Here is an 18,694-nt window from a genome sequence, read left to right as displayed (position 1 = left end):
GGTGTACGCCGGGCCGGGCGAAAGGATAAGGCCCAGCTTATTTCCGCGCACGCATTCCAAGTCCCGCACACGGGAAGGAATGAGCTACCACCCACTGCATCAGGAAGCTGCCGCCCCCAAATCCGGAATCATCATCACGGGTTTAAAAAGAAAAAGCCTCCTCCATTTGCTGGAAGAGGCTTTTTCTTTTCAACAGTCAACCTTAGAAGGCTTCGCCGATGGCAAAAAGGATGCCCGGCGAGCTACCCGAACCGGCGGCGTAGTCGAGACGCAGGTTCACGCGGTCGCGGCGGATGAAGTTGAAGCGAATGCCCGCGCCGCCGGCGTACTTCGTGTCTTTCAGGGCAAACTTATCGATGTACTGGTTCACGTTGCCCACGCCGCCAAATATGGCTCCATCGATGCGCCAGAACAGTTTCTGACGAATTTCGGCCTGGAACATAATCATCTGGCGGTCGCGGTAACGCTGCTCGTAGATGCCGCGCAGCAGGTTGCCGTTGTTGTAGAGCGTGCCGCCGAGGTTGGCCCCAATGCCCGCCAATTCGCGGAAGGGTACGTCGCCGGTGTGGAACTGCCCCAGAAACTGGGCTGCCAGAATGGTGCGCGTCGAGCCCAGCGGCTGGAAGTGGCGGGCATCAAGCTGATAGCGCACGAAACGGTAGTCCGAACCCAGGCCGGTGCCGTTGAAAGTGGCGCCAAAATCCAGCAAATCGCCGTGGAAGGCCGCCAAAGGCACGTCGCGGGAGTCGTACGTAATGGCCGGGCCGAGGCCCGAGACGCGGGTGTTCTGGCGCTCGCGCTCGGTCATGCGCGAGTCGGTGTAAAACACGTTCGTGTTCTGGTCGTCGGTGGTTTTGGGGGGGGCGCTTACATTGGTGATGCTTGTGTAGCGATACTGTGCTCCGAAAAACAGTTTGGGCGCAATCAGCTTCTGCACGCGCTGGTTGATGATGAACAGCTTGTAGTCGGTTTCCGACTCGTTGGCGCTGGCCGTGTTCGGCCCCTTGCCATAGTAGTACAGAAGAATGTCGTAAGCGCTGATTTCACCATTGAGGTAAAATTTCTCGCCCGGCGTATAAATCGAGTGCACCAGCTGCACCAGCGACTGTCCCTTGGTCGTCGTCCAGTACTGCACCCGGGCGTTGGAGGGACGGGTGAGGGTGTCCTGCGAAAAACGGCCGCTTAGCAGCGCTCCCAGTCCGTAGCCTAAGCCCGTTTCGGCCTGGTAAAAAATAACCGGCACCGGCAGCAGCGTCAGCGTCTTGTTCTTGCCCAGCTGGCCGAACGACTTGGTAGCGCGCGGCTGCATTTGAGTGGCCAGCGGGGCCAGCCCGGGGGCCGAAGCGGGCGTGGTGACAATAGAATCGGGAGGCGCGGCGGGCTGAGCGGCCGCAGTGTAAGCCAACCCCGTCAGAAGCAGGGCTGCGAGAGAAAAGCGCATAGGAGCGGTGGGGTGAAAATCAAATGAATTGCTCTATCAACGGATTAAGCCGGCCCACGGTTGGCAAGGGCGGGCTTCTTACCAAACCCGGTCGCCAGCACGGCTGTGGCCCGGGCCGTTATTCCTCAATCTGCAAGCGCTTTACCACCTGGCCCCGGCCCAGATATTCGCCTACCAGCGCGGCCGCATCGGCGGGGCGCACGTTGCCGTAGGCAATGCCATCGGGATAAACCACCAGCGCGGCGCCCGGCCCCTTTTTGCATTGCTTGCACAGGTCGAGGCAGTTGCAGGTTTGCACGCGTACCTGCTGCCGCTCGCCGCCCACCAGCAGCTTCTTCAGCCCCTGCATTTTCAGCTCCTTTTTCAGGGCCTTGGCTACGGCTTCTCCAACTCCGGATTTCTGGTTGGTACACACAAACAAGCGGCGAATCTGCGTCATGCTTGCTTGAACGCAGGCCGGGCGCGCACGTTGCCGGGCGCGGTCTTCTCCACGAAAAAGGACCGTCATACAGAGTGCAGCGAAGCATCTTGCCAGCCACCACTATTTTTTGATTGCGTTGCACGGTAAAGATGCTTCGCTGCGCTCTGCATGACGGTCCTTTTTAACTTTCCCCTTCTTACCGGCCGTGCCAGTGGCGGTTTTGAAGTTTATACGCCGCCAGTTCGCGGTTCGACCACAGGGTTTGGTATATCTGCTGGTCGTGGGTGAGCTGCGGGTCTTTTTCCATCAGGGACAGCAACTGCTGCAGCAATTCGGCCGTCTCTTCCTTCAGCGAGTAGTACATCCAGTTGTCGAGCCGGCGCACGTTCACCAAACCTGCATTCTTCAAGTACGATAATTGCCGGCTGGTTTTGGTCTGCGTAAAGTCGAGCACCTGTTCGAGGTCGGCCACCACCATTTCGCGGTTGCGCCACAGCAAATGCAGGATGCGGACGCGGCTTTCGTCGCCCAACGATTTAAAAAGTTGCTGCCCGAAAGCAACCGTGAAATGTTTCAAGCGCATCTGCTGTCTGGGAAGGGAGTTCCGCCCTTCGTGCATTCTCATCCAAAGGTATCAACGCCCCCGCTCCGGCACGCGTATATTTGTTCTTCCGCTATCTGAATATGCCTGATTTCTTGCGCCTTCGCGGCCTTCCCGTTTTTATTGCTGTGCTCCTGCTGAGCCTGCTGCTGGCCGCGCCCGGCGCGCACGCCCAGGGCAAGCGCCAGGTGATTCAGTTCACCGGCATTGTGGCCAACGGCGACAGCCTGCTCGGTGTGCCCGGGGCCAGCATCTACGTGCCCAAGGCTGGGCGCGGCACCACCTCCAACATCTACGGTTACTTTTCGATGGCCGTGCTGGCCGGCGACAGCATCGTGATTCGCTCGCTGGGCTATGCCAACCAGACCATCGTCATCCCGCCCGACTTCCGCCGCCAGAGCTACTCCGTTGTCATTCAACTGATTGAGGATGCCACCGTGCTGCCCGAGGTGCGCGTGTTTCCCTACACTACCGAGCGCGACTTCAAAAAGGCGTTTCTGGCCCTGCGCCTGCCCACCGAGCGCGGCAGCGCCGCCGCCGACAACCTGAACGAAGAGCTGATGAACCGGATTTTCCGCACCCAGCCCATGGGCGCCACGGCCAACTTCCGCCAGACGATGAGCAACCAAAGCCTCGACTACGACCGCAAAATGGGCATGGCACCCAACCAGTATTCCAACAACCCGCTGCTGAACCCCTTCAGCTGGCTGAAGCTGGTTCAGCAGGTGAAAAACGGCGAGTTTAAGAAAAAGGCCAGCAACGACGATTACTAAGCGGAATATTCGCTTATTCCGGTAACCGCAGGCGGCTATTTCCGGTTTACCTAGAGTTTGCACCTTGCTCAACTCTATGGATACCAATCTTCCCGTTTCGGACAAGCCCCGCGTCGTTATTGTGGGTTGCGGCTTTGGCGGCCTTCGCTTGGCGCAGGCATTGCGCAAAGCGCCGGTGCAGGTGGTCGTCGTCGACCGCAACAACTACCACAACTTCCAGCCGCTGCTGTACCAGGTTGCTACCGGAGCCCTGGAGGCCGACAGCATTGCCTACCCCATTCGCAAAATTTTCGCGGGGCAGCAAAATTTCTTCTACCGCATGGCCGACGTGCAGCGCGTCGACCCAGCCGCTAATACGCTCATTACCAGCGTTGGCGATATTCGATACGATTATCTGGTGCTGGCCACGGGCTCGCTCACCAATTTTTTCGGGATGGAGAGCATTGAGCGCAACGCCATGCAAATCAAGAGTATCCCAAATGCGCTGAACCTACGCAGCTTCATTTTCCAGAACTTTGAGAAAGCCCTGCTCACCAGCGACCCGGCCGAGCGGCAGGCGCTGCTGAACATTGTGGTGGTGGGCGGCGGCCCCACGGGCGTCGAAATAAGCGGTTCGCTGGCCGAGATGCGCAAGCACGTGCTGCCCAAAGACTATCCCGAGCTGGACCTGCGCCGGATGCAGATTTTTCTGGTGGAAGCCGGGCCGGCGCTCCTCGGGCCGATGTCGCCCGCCTCGCAGGCCGATGCCAAGCGCTACATGGACGAGTTGGGCGTGCTCGTGCACCTCAACACGTCCATTAAGCGCTACGAGGATGGTAAGGCGTACTATTCCGACACTGAATTCATCCCAACCGAAAACCTAGTGTGGGCAGCCGGCGTGAACGGAGCCGAAGTGCCCGGCCTGCCCGCCGAGGCCGTCACCCGCAACAAGCGCATCACCGTGAACGGCTGGAACCTGGTGCAGGGCCAGCACAACATCTTCGCCATCGGCGACGTGGCCAACATGACGACGGCCGACATGCCCAAAGGCCTGCCCATGCTCGCGCCCGTGGCCCAGCAGCACGCCGACCACCTGGCGGCCAACCTGCAGCGCATGTTGCGCCTCGAAAAGCCCCTCGATTTTGTGTACAACAACAAAGGCTCAATGGCCATCGTGAGCCGCAACAAGGCCGTGGTCGACCTGCCGCGCGACATTCACTTCCGCGGCTTCTTCGGCTGGCTCACCTGGCTGTTTGTGCACCTGATGACATTGGTAGGTTTCCGCAACAAAGTGGTGGCCCTGGTCGACTGGGCTTTCAGCTACTTCAGTTCCGACCAGGCGCTGCGGCTTATTATTCGCCCTTTCAGCCGCAAGGATGTGAGGGACGACCAAGGGAAGAAAACCGCCGAGCACCGCACCGCTACGGCTGAGTACAACGCCACGCCGCCAGCGATTCAGGAAACGGCTGGCCGATAACTGGCCGGTAAATAGTAACTGTCATCCTGAGCGCAGCGAAGGACCTTACCACGCCCGGGCAATGACTGTTCAGGCGTGGTAAGGTCCTTCGCTGCGCTCAGGATGACAGGCTAAACGCCAGCTGCCGGCCCGGCTACCACTACCTGTAGTTCCGCAGGGCTCAGGTACTGTTGCGCCAGCGCCTGTAGCGTCTCGGCATCGGTGGCTTCGGTTTGCTGCACAAACTGGGTGTAGTAATCAGCAGGCAGGCCCAAGAATACCAGGTTCTTGTATTTGTCACACTGTTCGAAGACGGTGGACAGTTCGTTGGCAAACTTGCCGAGCAGGTAGTTTTTCACCGTTTCCAGCTCCTCGGCCGGAATGGGCTCTTCCTGCAACCGGCGCAGCTCCAGCTCAATCTCACTCACCGCAAAGTCAGCGCTTTCGCCTTTCACATCGGTGCCGATGACGAGCGAAGTGCCGTGTTCGCGCGGGGCCACGCTGGCGTAGATTCCATAAGTCAATCCCTTGTCTTCGCGAATGTTGCGCATCAGACGCGAGCCAAAGTAGCCGCCCAGCACATTCACCAGCAGTTTCAGGCGGTGGGTGTCGGGGTGCGTGGGCGCGGGCCATAGCCGGCCCATCCGAATGGAAGCCTGCAGGCTGCCAGGCACGGCCACGCGGTCGGGCGCGGCGGCCACGGTTTCCGGCAGCACCACGGAGGGCGCGGGCAGGGCCGCGCCGGCCAGCGCATCGGTCCTGAAGGCCTGCGCCACCAGGTCGCGCTCGGCAGCCACATCGCCGCACAGGAAGATTTCCGCATTGGCCAGCGAGTAGGCGGCGCGATGAAATTCGCGGGCCTGTTCGGCGGTCAGGCTTTGGTAGGCAGCTTCGTCAAAGGGCCGGCCGTAGGCGGTATCGGCCCCAAACTGCAGCTCATTGAAGCGCTCAGTAGCGAGGTAGCTGGTTTTCTGGCGCTCCACGCGCACGTTCTGGATGGTGCGGGTTTTCAGCTGCTGCAGCTCGGCTTCCGGGAAGGCGGGGTTGGTCAGCACATCGAGCACTAGCGGCAGTAGCGTGGGCAGGTGGCGCGTGAGGCAGTAAAGCGTGAGCGTAGAACGGTCGAAGCCAGAGTCGCACTCCAGCGAGGCGCCGTAGAAAGCCACTTCGTCGGCAATCTGGCGGGCGGTGCGGGTGGTGGTGCCTTCCAGCAGCATGCGGGCCGTGATGGAAGCCAGCCCGGGAGTGGGCTCGGCCAGCTTGCCGGCTCTGAATACGGCCTGCAGGCGCACCACGGGCTGGGCATCGTTGGCCAGCACGTGCAGGCGGGCGCCGCTGGGCAGGTGCAGCACCTCGGCGGCGGGCAGGGCCACGCGGGCCAGCGGCTGCACGGGCGGGGCAAGGGTACGGTCGAGCATTTGGAATTCAGACATGAAATAGCAGCGTAATGAAAAGAACGTCATGCTGAGCTTGCCGAAGCAGCTCTACCGCTGTAGTAACTTAATTACTAGCGCGGTAGAGCTGCTTCGGCAAGCTCAGCATGACGTTCCGAGTGTAAGTCGTGAACCTAGTTCGACGGCGTTTCGCCGCCGGTGCCGCCCGCGCCGTTCTCGTCGAAGGCATCGGCGAGCTTGTTCAGGTTGAAGTGCAGGCCGATGCGAATGGTTTGGGCCAGCGGGTTGTTTTTGGTGCCGCTGCCGGTGGGCACCAGGTAGGTACCGTCGATGCCGAACACCTGGTAGCGCACGCCCAGGCCCAGGCTCACGTACTGGCGGTCGCCCTTGTCGGGGGCTTCGTAGAAGTAGCCGCCGCGGGCGTACAGCAGGTCGTTGTAGTTGTATTCGAGTCCGGTCGAGAGCACAATCTCGCGCAGCTCCTCCTTGAAGCCGCCCGGCGCGTCGCCGAACGAGCTGAACAGCGCGCCCACGATTCCCTGTCGGTTCAGTTCCTGATTTTTGGCTTTGATGCGCTCTAGTTGCGCGTCGCGCTCGGCCTGGGTGCCACCCACAATCAGCTCCTCGTAGTAAGGCGAAGGCACCAGCAGCTTGCTGGCATCGAAGGCCAGCGTGATTTTGTTGTACTGGTCAATCTCGCGGGTGATGGCCGTACCCAGCTTCAGCGTAGTAGGCAGGAAGCTCGGGTTGGTGGGGTCGGTATAGGTAATCTTGTTACCCAGGTTGCTCACGGCCGCGCCCAGCGCCAGGTTGTAGATGCCGGTGCCCACGGTCAGGTCCTTGTGGTAGTACATGCCCAGGTCGACGGCCGCCGCGTTACCGGGTTTGGCATCGTTGCCGTTGATGGCCCCCACCAGATTGGAGCGGATGTAGCGGGCCGACACGCCCACGCCCAGATTATCCGTGAGCTGCAGGCCGTACGACACCGCAAAAGCATACTCCTTGGGGCTGAACGAGCCGTAGGGCGTGTTGTTGGCCGTGCGGTAGTCGATGGTGCCCAGGTCGAAATACATGAGCGAAGCCCCAAATGCCGAGCGCGCCCCCACTTTGCCGTAGCCCGACAGGTAGGAAATGCTCATGTCGTCGGTGATGTTGCGCAGCCAGGGCGAATACGACACGCCCACCGAGTATTTGTAGGGCACGAAGCCCAGCTTGCCGGGGTTGAAGTACGAGGCGTTGGCATCGGGCGAGGTAGCTACCCCGGCATCGCCGAGGGCCGACGAGCGGGCATCGGGGGCCAGTGTGAGGATGGGCACTGCCGTGGTGATGGTGTGGGGGTTGGCTTGATTCTGGGCCTGGGCCGTGGCTGCCGAAGCCAGCAGGCCCGCCGCCAGGGCCAGGCGCGAACGCGAAACGAGTACTTGCATAAGGGGAAACAATGGGGCCAGGGCGCGGCCGGGGCGCAAAGAAAGGCGGAAATTAGATTAATTGAGAATGACGAGCTTGTCGTACTTCGAAGCTACGGTTTGGGTGCGCTGCGAGCGCACCGTGAGGCGGTACACGTACACGCCCCGGGCCAGCGGGTCGTCGAAATCGTCGCGGCCGTCCCAGCTCAGGCTGCGCGAGTAGCCATCGGTGGTGGCAACACTGGTGTTCAGGGTGCGCACCAAGTGGCCGGCTACCGTAAAAATCTGCACTTGCACGTCGAGGTTGTCGGGCTCGGCCCCGGCCTGGTTGTGCTCGAAAAAGAACGTGGTATGGTGGGCAAACGGATTGGGGTAGTTCAGCACATGGTCGAGGGCCAGCTTTTCGTCGTGGGCCACCACAAATTCAATGGTGCGCTCGGCCGAGTTATTGTAGGTATCCCAGGCCTTGAGCGTGAGCGAGTGCGGCCCGGCCGACAGCGACTTGTACGGGTTGTTTACGCGGCCAGTGGTGAAGTCGCCCACGTTGGCCACATACGTATCGTTTAGCACCAGCAGTTTGGTGGGGTCGTGGTCGAGAATGGCCGTGATGTCGTGCCCGATGCCCGCGCCGGTGGTGTTGATGCCGCTTTCGTCCTGCAGCTTTGCGAGCAAGGTGGTATTCTGAGCCGTGAGCCCCCCGAAAGCAAATTGCTCACTGTCCATGAACAGGTTAATTTCCGGCGGCTTGGTGTCGCTGGGTGCGCCCTTGTAGGCTCCGCCTACTTTGGGTAGCTGGTAGCCATTGGCATCGGTGCCGTGGCTGGCATCGGCGGCATAGAGGCTGATTTTACCCACGCCCACATTGTAGTTGATGTCCTTAGGCACCACGAAGCTCAGGCTGAATTGTCCGTTCACCACGTCGGCCTGCCCGCCGTAGATGATGCTTTCCTGCACTTCCACGGGCCGGGGGCCGTCCGGGTCATCGGGGTCGTTTCTGTCCGTCGCCTCATCGCCCAGCGTCATCACCGTCGTCGGCTTGTCGTAGATGGTTACCTGCGCCCGGCCCGTGAAGTTGCTGCTCAGCACACCGCCTTTGAGCACTTTGCCGTGCAGGCGCACCCGCGACAGGGCCAGCAGCGTGTCGGCCGTTACCCACGCGCCCTTGGGGTCGCGGCGACGCACGCTGTCCAGCACCACCGTTTGCCGGGGGTAAGCCAGCGTCATGCTGGGGTCGGCCAGCAGGGTGTAGTTGCGGTTGTTGATGACGCCCGGCACCCCAGCGCCCGGGTAGTCATTCTTGCTCATCATAATAGCCGTCCCAATGGCCGGGTACTGCCCGTTGGCCAGTGGCATCAACACCCGGTTGAAGTACGCTTTGTTGAGGTTGGCATTGCGGTAAGCATCGACTACCCGGGTGGTGGTGAACAAGCCCACCGCGCCACCGGTCGTGTTGTCGGTAAGCACCTGCTCGCCGGCCGAAGTGAAGTCGGGATTGTCGTAGGTGCTGAAGTCGCAGGTGCCGGTGGTCAGAAACGTAAGGTTGTTGGTGTTGCGCAGCCCCATAACCGAAGCGTTCGACAAAACCTGCTCATCAGTCCAGCCTTTGGGGCCGCCGTGACCCAGGAAATTCACAATTAACGACCCTTGCTCGATAGACTGGTCGATGGCCTGGCTGGCAGCCGGCGAGCGCTGCCCGGCCGCCACCGCCAGCTGCGGGTACAGGTCGAGATATACTTTATGAACATTATATTCCGGATGGTTGGTCTGAACAATTCTGGTCATCAGTTCCGAACCAATATCGAACCCCTGCTTGCCGGGCGCAGGCCCCACAAACAGGCCCCCATTGCCGTCATCCGACACCATCGTAATCCGGTTGCGCCACTTGCCATAGGCGGGCGCCGCATCGTAGCTCTTCACTTTGTCAACCATCGCTCGGGCCTGGTCGGTATTGGTGAGCTCACCTTTGGGCTGGCGCACCGGCAGGCGGCCCACGCCCACGTCGAGCATTTCAGTGCCGGGCGAGTCTTCGTCCCACTCGCCCTCATTGTCGTCAAGCAAAGCGTAATAGTCGTCCGATGAATAGCTGGCCCTGCTCCCACCGCTGTACGGAAGCAGCGACTCGCGCGATTCGTAGGTAGGCACGTAGTTCTGGTTAGCCTTATCGAAATCGGCATCGCTCTTGAACGGCACCCGGTCACGCCACCAGGTTGGTTCAAAGTCCTTGTTGTTGTAAGGGTCCGACTTGTAATCGAACGACGCATCACCAAAAAGCAACAGCTGCAAGTAGGGCTTGTTGGTGCGCTGATACACCTGCTTCATGAAGTCGCGAATGGCCGTCACATCCTGCCCTCCCGAGCCATATTCGTTGTATACCTCGGTCGTCGTCACCACGGCAGCGCGCAGGTTGTCGTGCTGGGCGCGGTGGTCGGCCAGGCGCTGGGCCTGGGCCCGAAACACGGGCGCGGTCACAATCACTAGGTCGAGGCGCTGGTCGAGGTTGAGGGCGTGCAGGTTCTGGTTGGGCACTTTGCCGAAGGCGCGGGGGGTGGCAAAGGCGCCGCCGCGCTCCACGGCCACAAACTCACGCAGCGTATCGGCCGGGGCCACGAAAGCCCCGGCATCGAGGGTTTGGGCTTTGGCCTGGCGCGGATTGGTCACGTCCCATACTTGGGTGGTGGCCGTGGTGCCCGTCAGCACGTAGCGGTTGCGGGCCCCGGGCGCAATGTTGGCCAGGGTACGAAATTCCAGCTGCGCGCTGCTTAGGCGCAACTGCCGTTCAGCGTTCAGGTCGAGATAGTCGAGATAGCCGCTGGCGCTGGCATCCGGGCTGTTATACGTCAGGCTTACTTTCAGCTCGCTGCCAGGATTGGCTGGGGAAGCCTGCAGGGTCGACGTTGCAGTCATTGCGATTTCGCAATATTCGCAATTAGGGCGCGCGGCGAGCGTAATACTGCCCAGAGCTGTGCCATTCAGGGCGAATTGGAAGAAACTGTTTGTAGCCGAGCTGGCCACCATCGAGGCAAACACGCGCACCGGTGCCCCTGCTACGAGGTCAGGAATTCCAGAAAACGTGACATCCTGCTGCCCGCCGGCCCGGAAGCCCTCGCCCACCCAGTTGCGCCCCGAATGCATCAGGTTCAACAGGTCGTACTCGTGAAAAGCGCGGTAGGTGAACGTGCTGACCGTAGCAGCTCCCGTCGCCGGTAGAGCAGCTACCGTTGGCACCCGCAGCCCGGCCCGGCTGTTGGCTCCGATAAAGTAGTAGGTAGTATCGGTGTAGATGTTGTTGCGGTGCCGGAATACACTGCCCTGTGCCTCCCAGGTATGAGCTCCTGGCGAATAAAACAGAAAGTATTCGTTGTCGTCAAGTGCGTTGTCGCCGTTGTCGTTGACGAGCAGGATGTTGTTTTCGGCCAAGTCGTCGGGCCGCTTGGTGGCGTTGGGCTGGGGCAGAATCCCCATCGAGTTGCCGTAGAGGTGAAAATTTTTGGGATTGAGGCTGGCCACGTTCAGCCCCATTTTGCTCAGGGCAGCTTTATCGAGCTTGTACACCCCACTTTCAGCCACCCCGATTTTAAACCAGTCGCCGCTGGCCAGCACCGAATTGGGGCCGTACACGTGGGCCGTATTGGCGGTGGTGCGGGCCGCCACGGGCTGGTAGCGGTAGTCGAAAGCCACGAGGCGCTCGGGCTGGCCGGACTGGGGATTACGGCGAGCCGGACGCACGCTCAGAAAGGTCACGGGCTGCTTCATCTCGATGCCGGTGTTCAGGCGCGGCTCGGGGCCGGCGGGCAGGCGGGCGGCATCGAACAGCCGGGCATCGGCCGGGGCAAAAGGCTCGTACACTAGGTTCAGCAGTTCGCCCTGTGTGGCGGCCCCGCGCAGGCGCATGCTGTACCAGCCCACCTGGTCGTCGAGCACCGTGCGGGCTTCCTCAAAGGTTGGCACTTTCTGGCGGCGGGTGCCCTTGGAAGTCACCTCGGTGTAGCCATTCCACTTAATAACACCGTGCACGGTGGTTTGAGCCTGCGCTGGCGCAACTGCCCCGAGCCCCGCTATCATCCCCACCAACGCAACCAAGAGAGAAAAAGGACGCATATACACCTGATAATTTGCTACGTATCGCCGGCCTGGCCGCCCCCGCAACAGCGGAGCGACCTTGGGGGTTCGCCTGCCAGCGGCTTCTTTAACCGTTGAAACCGGAATTTATTGCCACGCTGCCTCCGAATATTGCCATGTATCAGCGCGCTGCCGTTTTGGGCACCGACAGCAGCACATAAAGCAACACTATCAGCGGCACGGCGGCAGCCTGCAGCCCTAGCAATAATCCGGCCGCCAGCAGCAGAAAAATAAAGCGGCGGCGGTTATCGCCCCAGCGCAGGCTCTTGAATTTGAGGGCGAACAGCGGCAGTTCGGCCACCAGCAGGCCCGAAAGCAATACCGTGAGGCCCACCAGCACAATCGGGTTCAGCACCACGCTGTGCAACCCAAACCGGTCGTGCGACAGAATGAGGGGCAAAGACGCCACCACCAGCGTGCAGGCCGGGGTGGGCAGGCCGATAAAGGAAGTCGTCTGGCGGGTGTCGTTGTTGAACTTGGCCAGCCGCAAGGCCGAAAAAATGCTTACCAGAAATCCCACGTAAGGCAGGTACTGTATGGGTGGGGGTGGCGTGGCTGCCTCACCAGTCGCCAGGAGCTTAAACAGAATGGCACCCGGCACTACGCCAAACGACACCATATCGGCCAGCGAATCAAGGTCTTTGCCGATGGCCGACGACACGCGCAGGGCCCGGGCTAGCAGGCCGTCGGCAAAGTCGGCCACGGCGGCGGCGGCTACAAACCAGGCCCCGTTATCGAGCCGGCCGGCAAAAATCTCGGTGAGCGCCAGGCAGCCGAACAGCAGGTTGAGGCAGGTAACGGCGTTGGGCAGGTGTCGTTTCAAAGGTCAGGTATCAGTTAGCAATGAACAATGAAGCAAAGATGCAGCGCAACGAACAGCCTTCTTCGCTGCTTGCTGCTCAGTGCTTATTGCAAAAACGGGTTGCCGCGCCGCTCCTCGCCGATGGTGGTGGCGGGGCCGTGGCCGGGGTATACGGTGGTGGCATCGGGCAAAGTCATCAGCTCGGTGGCAATGCTGCGCAGCAGCGTGGCGTGGTCGCCGCCGGGCAAATCGGTGCGCCCGATGCTGCGCTGAAACAGCACATCGCCGCCGATGACGGTGGCCGTGGGCTCGTGGTAAAAAATAACGTGGCCCGGCGCGTGGCCCGGCGCAAAGCGCACGGCCAGCTCGGTATCGCCGAAGCGCACGGGCTGGCCGGCGGCCAGCTCGCCGGTGGGCTCGGCCGGCTGGTACTGCGGGAAGCCGTAGTTGCCGGCGTAGCTGGATACGGCCCGCAGCGTGGGCACATCGAGCGGGTGCAACAGGAAGGGCGTGCCCGGCCAAGTGCTGAGCACGAACTGGTTGCCAAGCACATGGTCGATGTGGGCGTGGGTATTCAGCAGCAGCGCTACCTGTAACTCGTTGGCTTCGATGTAGCCGCGCAGCGCCTGTTGCTCGGCGGCCGAGTAGCAGCCGGGGTCTACGATGGCGCACTGGCGGGTGGCTTCGTCGATGAGCAGGTAAGTGTTTTCGGAAAAGGCGTTGAACGTGAAACCGGCGACCGTCATGGGCAATACTGGGGGCATAAGCAATGCGGAAAGGTACAACGCTGCGCTTAATGCAGAATGTAAGAACGAGAAACGAAGAATTGAGGACGCACCCCAATTCCTCGTTTTTAATTCTTAATTCTGCATTAAGCGCCGCGTCCTTACCTTGCCGGCCATGACGGACTGTGACTTCTTGCTGGTGGGCCACGGCATTGCGGGCGCCACGCTCGCCGACGTGCTGCGCGCACGCGGCCACCGCGTGCTCGTGTACGACCCCGGCCAAGCCAATTCGGCCTCCAACGTGGCCGCCGGGCTCATGAACCCCGTGGCCGGCAAGCGTTTCGCCCTCAGCTGGCGCGCCGAGGAGCTGCTGCCCGCCGCCGCCGCTTACTACCGCGCCCTGGAGCAGCGCTACAGCCAGTCTTTCTTCACCGAAACCCCGATTTTTAAAATCTTCGGCTCGCCCGAAGAGCAGAACGCCGTGCTGGCCCGCAGCGCCGACCGCCCCTGGGGCGACTTTGTGGCCAGCCTCACCACCACCGACCCCAACCTGCCCGGCGTGCACGCGCCCTTTGGCGGGGCCTGGCTGCAGCACGGCGGCCACGTAGCCGTGCGCGAGCTGCTGGCCGCCCTGGCCGCCGAGGGCCACCGCGCCGGCTGGCTGCGGCGCGAATCATTCGACTGGACGCAGGTGCAGTTTGACAGCGAAGGTGCGACCTATGCCGGGCAGGTGCGGTCCCGGCATGTCATCTGCTGCGAGGGCGCGGCGGCCGTGCGCAATCCTTACTTCGGCTGGCTGCCCCTCACGCCCAACCAAGGCGAGGTGCTCGATGTGGAATGTGCCGACCTAAGCCCGGCCCAGGTGCTGAACCGCGGGGCCTACGTGGTGCCGGTGGGCGGCGGGCGCTTCCGGGTGGGGGCTACCTACCGCTGGCCACCGTTTGCGCCGGGCATCACGGCGGTGGGGCGCGAGGAATTGGCGGCGCGGCTCACCGTCATCACCGACCTGCCGTTTGCTGTGGTAGGGCAGCGCGCCGGGGTGCGGCCCGCCGTGCGCGACCGCCGGCCGCTCATCGGCCCGCACCCTACGGTGCCCAACCTCAGCTTTTGTGGCGGGTATGGCTCGAAGGGTGTGATGCTGGCCCCGCGCCTGGCCACCCTGCTGGCCGACTGGCTGGTGGGCGAGGCCGAAATATGGCCCGAAGCCAGCGTGCAGCGCTACAACGCCCTGCAGCCCGCCGGCGTAGGCTGAGTGCGGCCCCGATGCGGGAACCACTTAGCTGGAATTCTGCCCTTTCGCTTCTACCTTGCTCGGCCCGACGGCCGCCCCAAACGGCTGATGCCGGGCTTAAACCCGGCATGGAATTTTTTTTCTATGCCGACGGATTAATTTTTTGCTTTTGCTCGTTGCCCTCCTACTATGACTAACTCAGTATTCGTAAAGGCTACCCTGACCGGGCTAGTGGGGCTGGCGGCGGCCCTGCTGGCTCCTACCGCACAGGCCCAGACGGCGCAGGAGCCGTTTGGCCGGGTGCGGGTGCAGTACAAGCAGCCCGCCTGGCAGCAGTTCACAACCCAGAACTTTAATATCCTTTATTACCAGGGCGGCGAGGGCAGCGCCCGCCGCGCCGCCGAGTACGCCGAAAAGGAGCTCGGGCGCATCACGGCGCTCATCGGCTACTACCCGTACTCGAAAACCACGCTGCTGTTCTACAACTCGGTGGGCGACCTGCGCCAGAGCAACATCGGCCTCACCGCCACCCAGCAGCAGATTAACGGCGGCGAAACCCCGCTGGCCCGCATGAGCAAGGTGCAGATTGCTTTCGGCGGCCAGGAAACCGAGTTCAAGCGCGAGCTCAGCACCCAGATTACCCAGGTGCTGCTCAACGACATGATGTACGGCGGCTCGCTGAAGGAAGTGCTGCAAAGTAGCTACCTGCTGCAGCTACCCGACTGGTTTATCGGCGGGGCTTCGGCCTACGCCGCCGAGGGCTGGAGCGTGGACATGGACGGCTACATGCGCGACATGACCAAGCGCTACCCTACCGGCAACCGCACGGCCCCGTTTTTTTTGCGCAGTTCCACGCTGGCCGGCCAGAGCATCTGGAACTACGTGGCCGAGCGCTACGGCTACACCACCATCCAGAACATTCTGAACCTGACGCGCATCACGCGCGACATTGAGGTCGGCATCAGTTCGTCGCTGAACGTGCCGTACAAGGTGTTTCTCAAGGATTGGCTGACGTACTACCGCGACCTGAACGGCCAGCCCGTGGCCACCTTGGTCGAGCCCGAGGCCAAGTTCCGCCAGAGTGGCCGCAACCGCCACGCCGACGTATTCTCGCAGCCCGTCATCAGCCCCAACGGCCAGCTGGTGGCCTACGCCCAGAACGAGGGCGGCCGCTACCGCGTGATGGTGGTGGACCGCGACGGCAAGCACCGCCGCATTTTGCGCCGCGGCGGCTACAAAACCCCCGACCAGCAGGTCGAAACCCGCCTGCCGCTGGTGGCCTGGCGCGGCAACGGCCAGGTGGCCGTGGCCGAGATGCGCCACGGTGAAATGAACCTGCACCTCTACGATGCCGACGGACGCGGCCTGATAACCCGGGTACGCGAGGCCATCCGGTTTTCGCGGCCCGCGTCGGTGTTCGCCGGGTTCGACCAGGTGCTGAGCATGAGCTATTCGCCCGATGGCAAAGCCCTGGTGTTTAGCGCCGTGCGCGATGGCCAGAACGACCTGTACATCCTGCGCGCCGGCAGCCGCAAGGTCGAGCAGCTCACCAACGACTTGTTCGACGATGTGCAGCCGGTGTTCCTGCCCGGCGGGCAGAGCTTGGTGTTCAGTTCGAACCGCTACCTCGACTCGCTGGGCCGCCCCCGGCCGGCCTCGTTCCAGAACGTGGTGAACAACTACGACTTGTTCACTTACCACCTCGACGGCCGCACGCTGCCCGTGGAAACGCTGGTGAGCACCATCTCGAACGAAACCCGGCCCCGGGCGCTGTCCGACGACGAGATTATGTACCTCGGCGAAGAAAGCGGCGTGCGGGCCCTCTACCGCTATTCGCTGAAAACCAAGCAGCGCACCCCGGCCAGCAACTGGCTACCCAACACCCAGGATTTCGACTACAATGCCCAGAGTACGGCGCTGGTGTTCGTGGCACCGGCCCAGGCCCGCGACATCCTGTACGTGTACCCGCAATACGCGCTGCCCACGCTGCCGCTCACCAAAACCGCGCGCCAGCAAACACTGGAAGACCGGTCGGTAGCGGCCGTAGCGCCCAAGCCTGCCCCGGCTCCCGCCACCACGAAAACCATTGCGCTCAGCTCGGCCGCTGCGCCAGCCAGCGATTCTTTGGCCGGAGCAGCCCCGGCGGCCCGGCGCAAGAAAACCGATGCCACGGTGAATACCGCCGATTATCAGTTTGAGGAAGATGAGCCGGTGTCGCCGGGCAATGGCAATACCCCTTCGGCAGCGGCACGGCGGCGGCGCCTCACGCCAACTGCGGCATCCAACGCGGCCGCGGCGGCCGCCGCCGCGCAAGCAGCCAACCCCGTGGCCGGCCCATACCGCTACGACACGCGCTTTATGATTGATAATGTGTCGACTGCGCTGTACGTGGACCCGCTATTAGGCATGGGCCTGCAATTCAAAGCAGTGCTGACGGATGTGCTCGAAAACCAGCGCCTCGATGCCAGCTTATTTGGCTTGTTCGACCTGCGCACCAGCAACATCCGCCTGGCTTACACCAATCTCACGCATCGCTACGACTGGAGCTTGGCGTACCAAAAGCAGGCCTACTTCTTTGATGCAGGCGTTGCGGGCGTGCGTTTCGGCCGGCACGAGTTTGCCCCTACCATCGGCTACCCGCTCACGCACAACCTGAGCCTGCGTGGCGGCCCCCGATTCATGAACATCTCGCGCACGATTCTGGGCGATATTTCGACCGATAATGACCAGTCGTTTAACTATGCCGGGGTAAATGCCGAGTTGGTTTTCGATAACACGCTGATTACCGGGGTGAACATGATGCACGGCACCCGCATGAAAGCCAGTGTGCTAAACCTCAAAAACCTGAACGATGGCGGCCTGAGCTACGGCAAGTTCGTTATCGACCTGCGTCACTACCAGAAAATCAGCCGCTCGCTTGTATGGGCCAACCGGGCCAGCTACGGACAGTTTTTTGGTCCCCGCGCCCAGGTTTTCCGCCTCGGCGGCATGGACGACTGGCTGAATGCCGGTTATGCTGACTCGCGTTTCCTGAACAACTACAGCGGGGTCGACCAGGTATTCGGGCAGGAGTTTGTGACCAACCTGCGGGGCTTCGACTATGGGGCCCGCAATGGTCCGCGATACGTGCTGTTCAACAGCGAATTGCGCTTTCCCATTGTGCAGTATTTCGCCCGGCGCCCCATCTACTCCGGCTTCTTCCGCAACCTGCAGCTTACCGGCTTTGCCGATGCCGGCACGGCTTACTCAGGTACCAACCCTTTCAGCACCGACAACTCGGCCAATACCCGCCAGCGCGAGTACAGCCAGTACTTTTCGGCCACGGTCATCAATTTCCGCAATCCTTTCCTTGTCGGCTACGGAGCGGGCATTCGCACCACCCTGCTGGGCTTTTACGGGAAGGCCGATGTGGCTTGGGGCCAGGAAAACTACGTGACAAGCAGCCCGCACTACTACTTCACGCTGGGCTACGATTTCTAAGCCAGCTACGCAACGCTTCTCAAATTATCCAACGCGCCGGGTGGGGTTAGCCCCTTCCGGCGCGTTGTTTTTTATCCCCTCGCTGGGCGGTTCGGGCGTATCTTTGCGGCCCGAAACCTAACCTATGCCCGTGTTGCTCCGCGAAATATCCACCCTGCTGGCCAAAGACTTCCGCCTCGAATGGCGGCAGCGCGCGGCGCTCGGTGGGCTGCTGCTCTACGTGGGCAGCACGGTGTTTGTGTGTTTCCTGAGCTTCAGCCTGCGCGGCGGTACGCCCCCACCCCCGGCCTGGAACGCGCTGCTGTGGGTCATCCTGCTGTTCGCGGCCCTCAACGCAGTGGCCAAGGGTTTTATGCAGGAAAGCGCGGGCCAGCGCCTCTACTACTACACGCTGGTGCGGCCCCAGGCGGTTATTCTGGCCAAGATGCTGTACAACACGCTACTACTAACGGCGGTGGCGCTGCTGGGCCTGTTTCTTTACACGGTATTTCTGGGCAACCCGATTCAGGATGCGCCGCTGTTTGTGGCCAATCTGCTGTTGGGGGCCGTGGGCTTTGCCACCACGCTCACGCTGGTGTCGGGCATCGCGGCCAAGGCCGGCGGCAACGGGGCCACGCTCATGGCCATCCTCGGCTTCCCGCTGATGGTGCCCATGCTGCTGCTGCTCATCAAGGTGAGCAAGAATGCCCTCGACGGGCTCGACCGCGGTCTGAGCCAGCAGTCGCTGCTGACATTGCTAGCCCTGAACATGATAGTAGGCGCTACTTCCTACCTGCTGTTTCCTTTTCTGTGGCGCGGCTAATTTTATAATCAGTTAAAAGTTATGAGTTAAAAGCTGGGGGCATTTGATTCTCAACCTGTTCCTT

Annotated in this window: 13 protein-coding genes; 5 read left to right on the top strand and 8 right to left on the bottom strand. The window is 61.7% G+C overall.

The window, feature by feature from the left end; all coding sequences use genetic code 11:
* Positions 1-202: 202 nt before the first annotated feature.
* The 3 genes from MON38_RS18160 to MON38_RS18150 all read right to left on the bottom strand — a co-directional run bounded on the left by MON38_RS18160 (position 203) and on the right by MON38_RS18150 (position 2,445).
* Positions 203-1,441 carry a BamA/TamA family outer membrane protein gene (locus tag MON38_RS18160; RefSeq protein ID WP_241937581.1) on the bottom strand — a complete coding sequence of 413 codons (1,239 nt, stop codon included), beginning with the start codon at positions 1,439-1,441 and terminating at the stop codon, positions 203-205.
* 118 nt (positions 1,442-1,559) lie between these two features.
* Positions 1,560-1,880, bottom strand: a complete 321-nt coding sequence (locus MON38_RS18155; protein ID WP_241937580.1) for a (2Fe-2S) ferredoxin domain-containing protein — start codon at positions 1,878-1,880, stop codon at positions 1,560-1,562.
* Between the two features lie 178 nt (positions 1,881-2,058).
* Positions 2,059-2,445, bottom strand: a complete 387-nt coding sequence (locus MON38_RS18150; RefSeq protein ID WP_241937579.1) for an ArsR/SmtB family transcription factor — start codon at positions 2,443-2,445, stop codon at positions 2,059-2,061.
* Positions 2,446-2,591: 146 nt separating this feature from the next.
* Here MON38_RS18150 and MON38_RS18145 point away from each other — a divergent pair, with 146 nt between their 5' ends.
* Together MON38_RS18145 and MON38_RS18140 are read left to right on the top strand one after the other, a co-directional pair.
* Entirely contained in the window at positions 2,592-3,236 is a 645-nt protein-coding gene (locus MON38_RS18145; RefSeq protein ID WP_241937578.1) for a carboxypeptidase-like regulatory domain-containing protein, read from the top strand.
* A 76-nt stretch (positions 3,237-3,312) separates the two neighbouring features.
* Positions 3,313-4,692: an NAD(P)/FAD-dependent oxidoreductase gene (locus tag MON38_RS18140; RefSeq protein WP_241937577.1), complete on the top strand. Its 1,380-nt coding sequence runs from the start codon at positions 3,313-3,315 to the stop codon at positions 4,690-4,692.
* Positions 4,693-4,802: 110 nt separating this feature from the next.
* On the opposite strand, the gene MON38_RS18135 is transcribed toward MON38_RS18140, so the two are convergent.
* The 5 genes from MON38_RS18135 to MON38_RS18115 form a co-directional block, all read right to left on the bottom strand.
* Positions 4,803-6,104: a M16 family metallopeptidase gene (locus MON38_RS18135; protein WP_241937576.1), complete on the bottom strand. Its 1,302-nt coding sequence runs from the start codon at positions 6,102-6,104 to the stop codon at positions 4,803-4,805.
* Between the two features lie 134 nt (positions 6,105-6,238).
* The gene (gene porV, locus MON38_RS18130; RefSeq protein ID WP_241937575.1) at positions 6,239-7,492 is read right to left on the bottom strand and encodes a type IX secretion system outer membrane channel protein PorV; all 1,254 of its coding nucleotides are present in this window, start codon (positions 7,490-7,492) and stop codon (positions 6,239-6,241) included.
* Positions 7,493-7,549: 57 nt separating this feature from the next.
* Positions 7,550-11,569: a type IX secretion system sortase PorU gene (gene porU / locus MON38_RS18125; protein ID WP_241937574.1), complete on the bottom strand. Its 4,020-nt coding sequence runs from the start codon at positions 11,567-11,569 to the stop codon at positions 7,550-7,552.
* Positions 11,570-11,711: 142 nt separating this feature from the next.
* Complete coding sequence (locus MON38_RS18120) at positions 11,712-12,413, bottom strand: CDP-alcohol phosphatidyltransferase family protein (RefSeq protein WP_241937573.1); 702 nt, start codon at positions 12,411-12,413, stop codon at positions 11,712-11,714.
* 83 nt (positions 12,414-12,496) lie between these two features.
* Positions 12,497-13,156: an MBL fold metallo-hydrolase gene (locus tag MON38_RS18115; RefSeq protein WP_241937572.1), complete on the bottom strand. Its 660-nt coding sequence runs from the start codon at positions 13,154-13,156 to the stop codon at positions 12,497-12,499.
* 136 nt (positions 13,157-13,292) lie between these two features.
* Between MON38_RS18115 and MON38_RS18110 the strand changes: the two genes are divergently transcribed.
* The 3 genes from MON38_RS18110 (at position 13,293) to MON38_RS18100 (ending at position 18,630) form a co-directional block, all read left to right on the top strand.
* On the top strand, positions 13,293-14,369 hold the full coding sequence (locus MON38_RS18110) for an NAD(P)/FAD-dependent oxidoreductase (RefSeq protein ID WP_241937571.1): 1,077 nt from the start codon (positions 13,293-13,295) through the stop codon (positions 14,367-14,369).
* 168 nt (positions 14,370-14,537) lie between these two features.
* Positions 14,538-17,828 (top strand): hypothetical protein, encoded by a 3,291-nt coding sequence (locus MON38_RS18105; RefSeq protein ID WP_241937570.1) that lies wholly within the window; start codon positions 14,538-14,540, stop codon positions 17,826-17,828.
* Between the two features lie 124 nt (positions 17,829-17,952).
* On the top strand, positions 17,953-18,630 hold the full coding sequence (locus tag MON38_RS18100) for a heme exporter protein CcmB (protein WP_241937569.1): 678 nt from the start codon (positions 17,953-17,955) through the stop codon (positions 18,628-18,630).
* The last annotated feature ends 64 nt before the right edge of the window (positions 18,631-18,694 follow it).

Origin of the sequence: Hymenobacter cyanobacteriorum, from assembly GCF_022631375.1 — a bacterium.
GTDB classification, from domain to species: Bacteria; Bacteroidota; Bacteroidia; order Cytophagales; family Hymenobacteraceae; genus Hymenobacter; species Hymenobacter cyanobacteriorum.
This window is presented reverse-complemented; position numbering and strand designations above follow the sequence as displayed.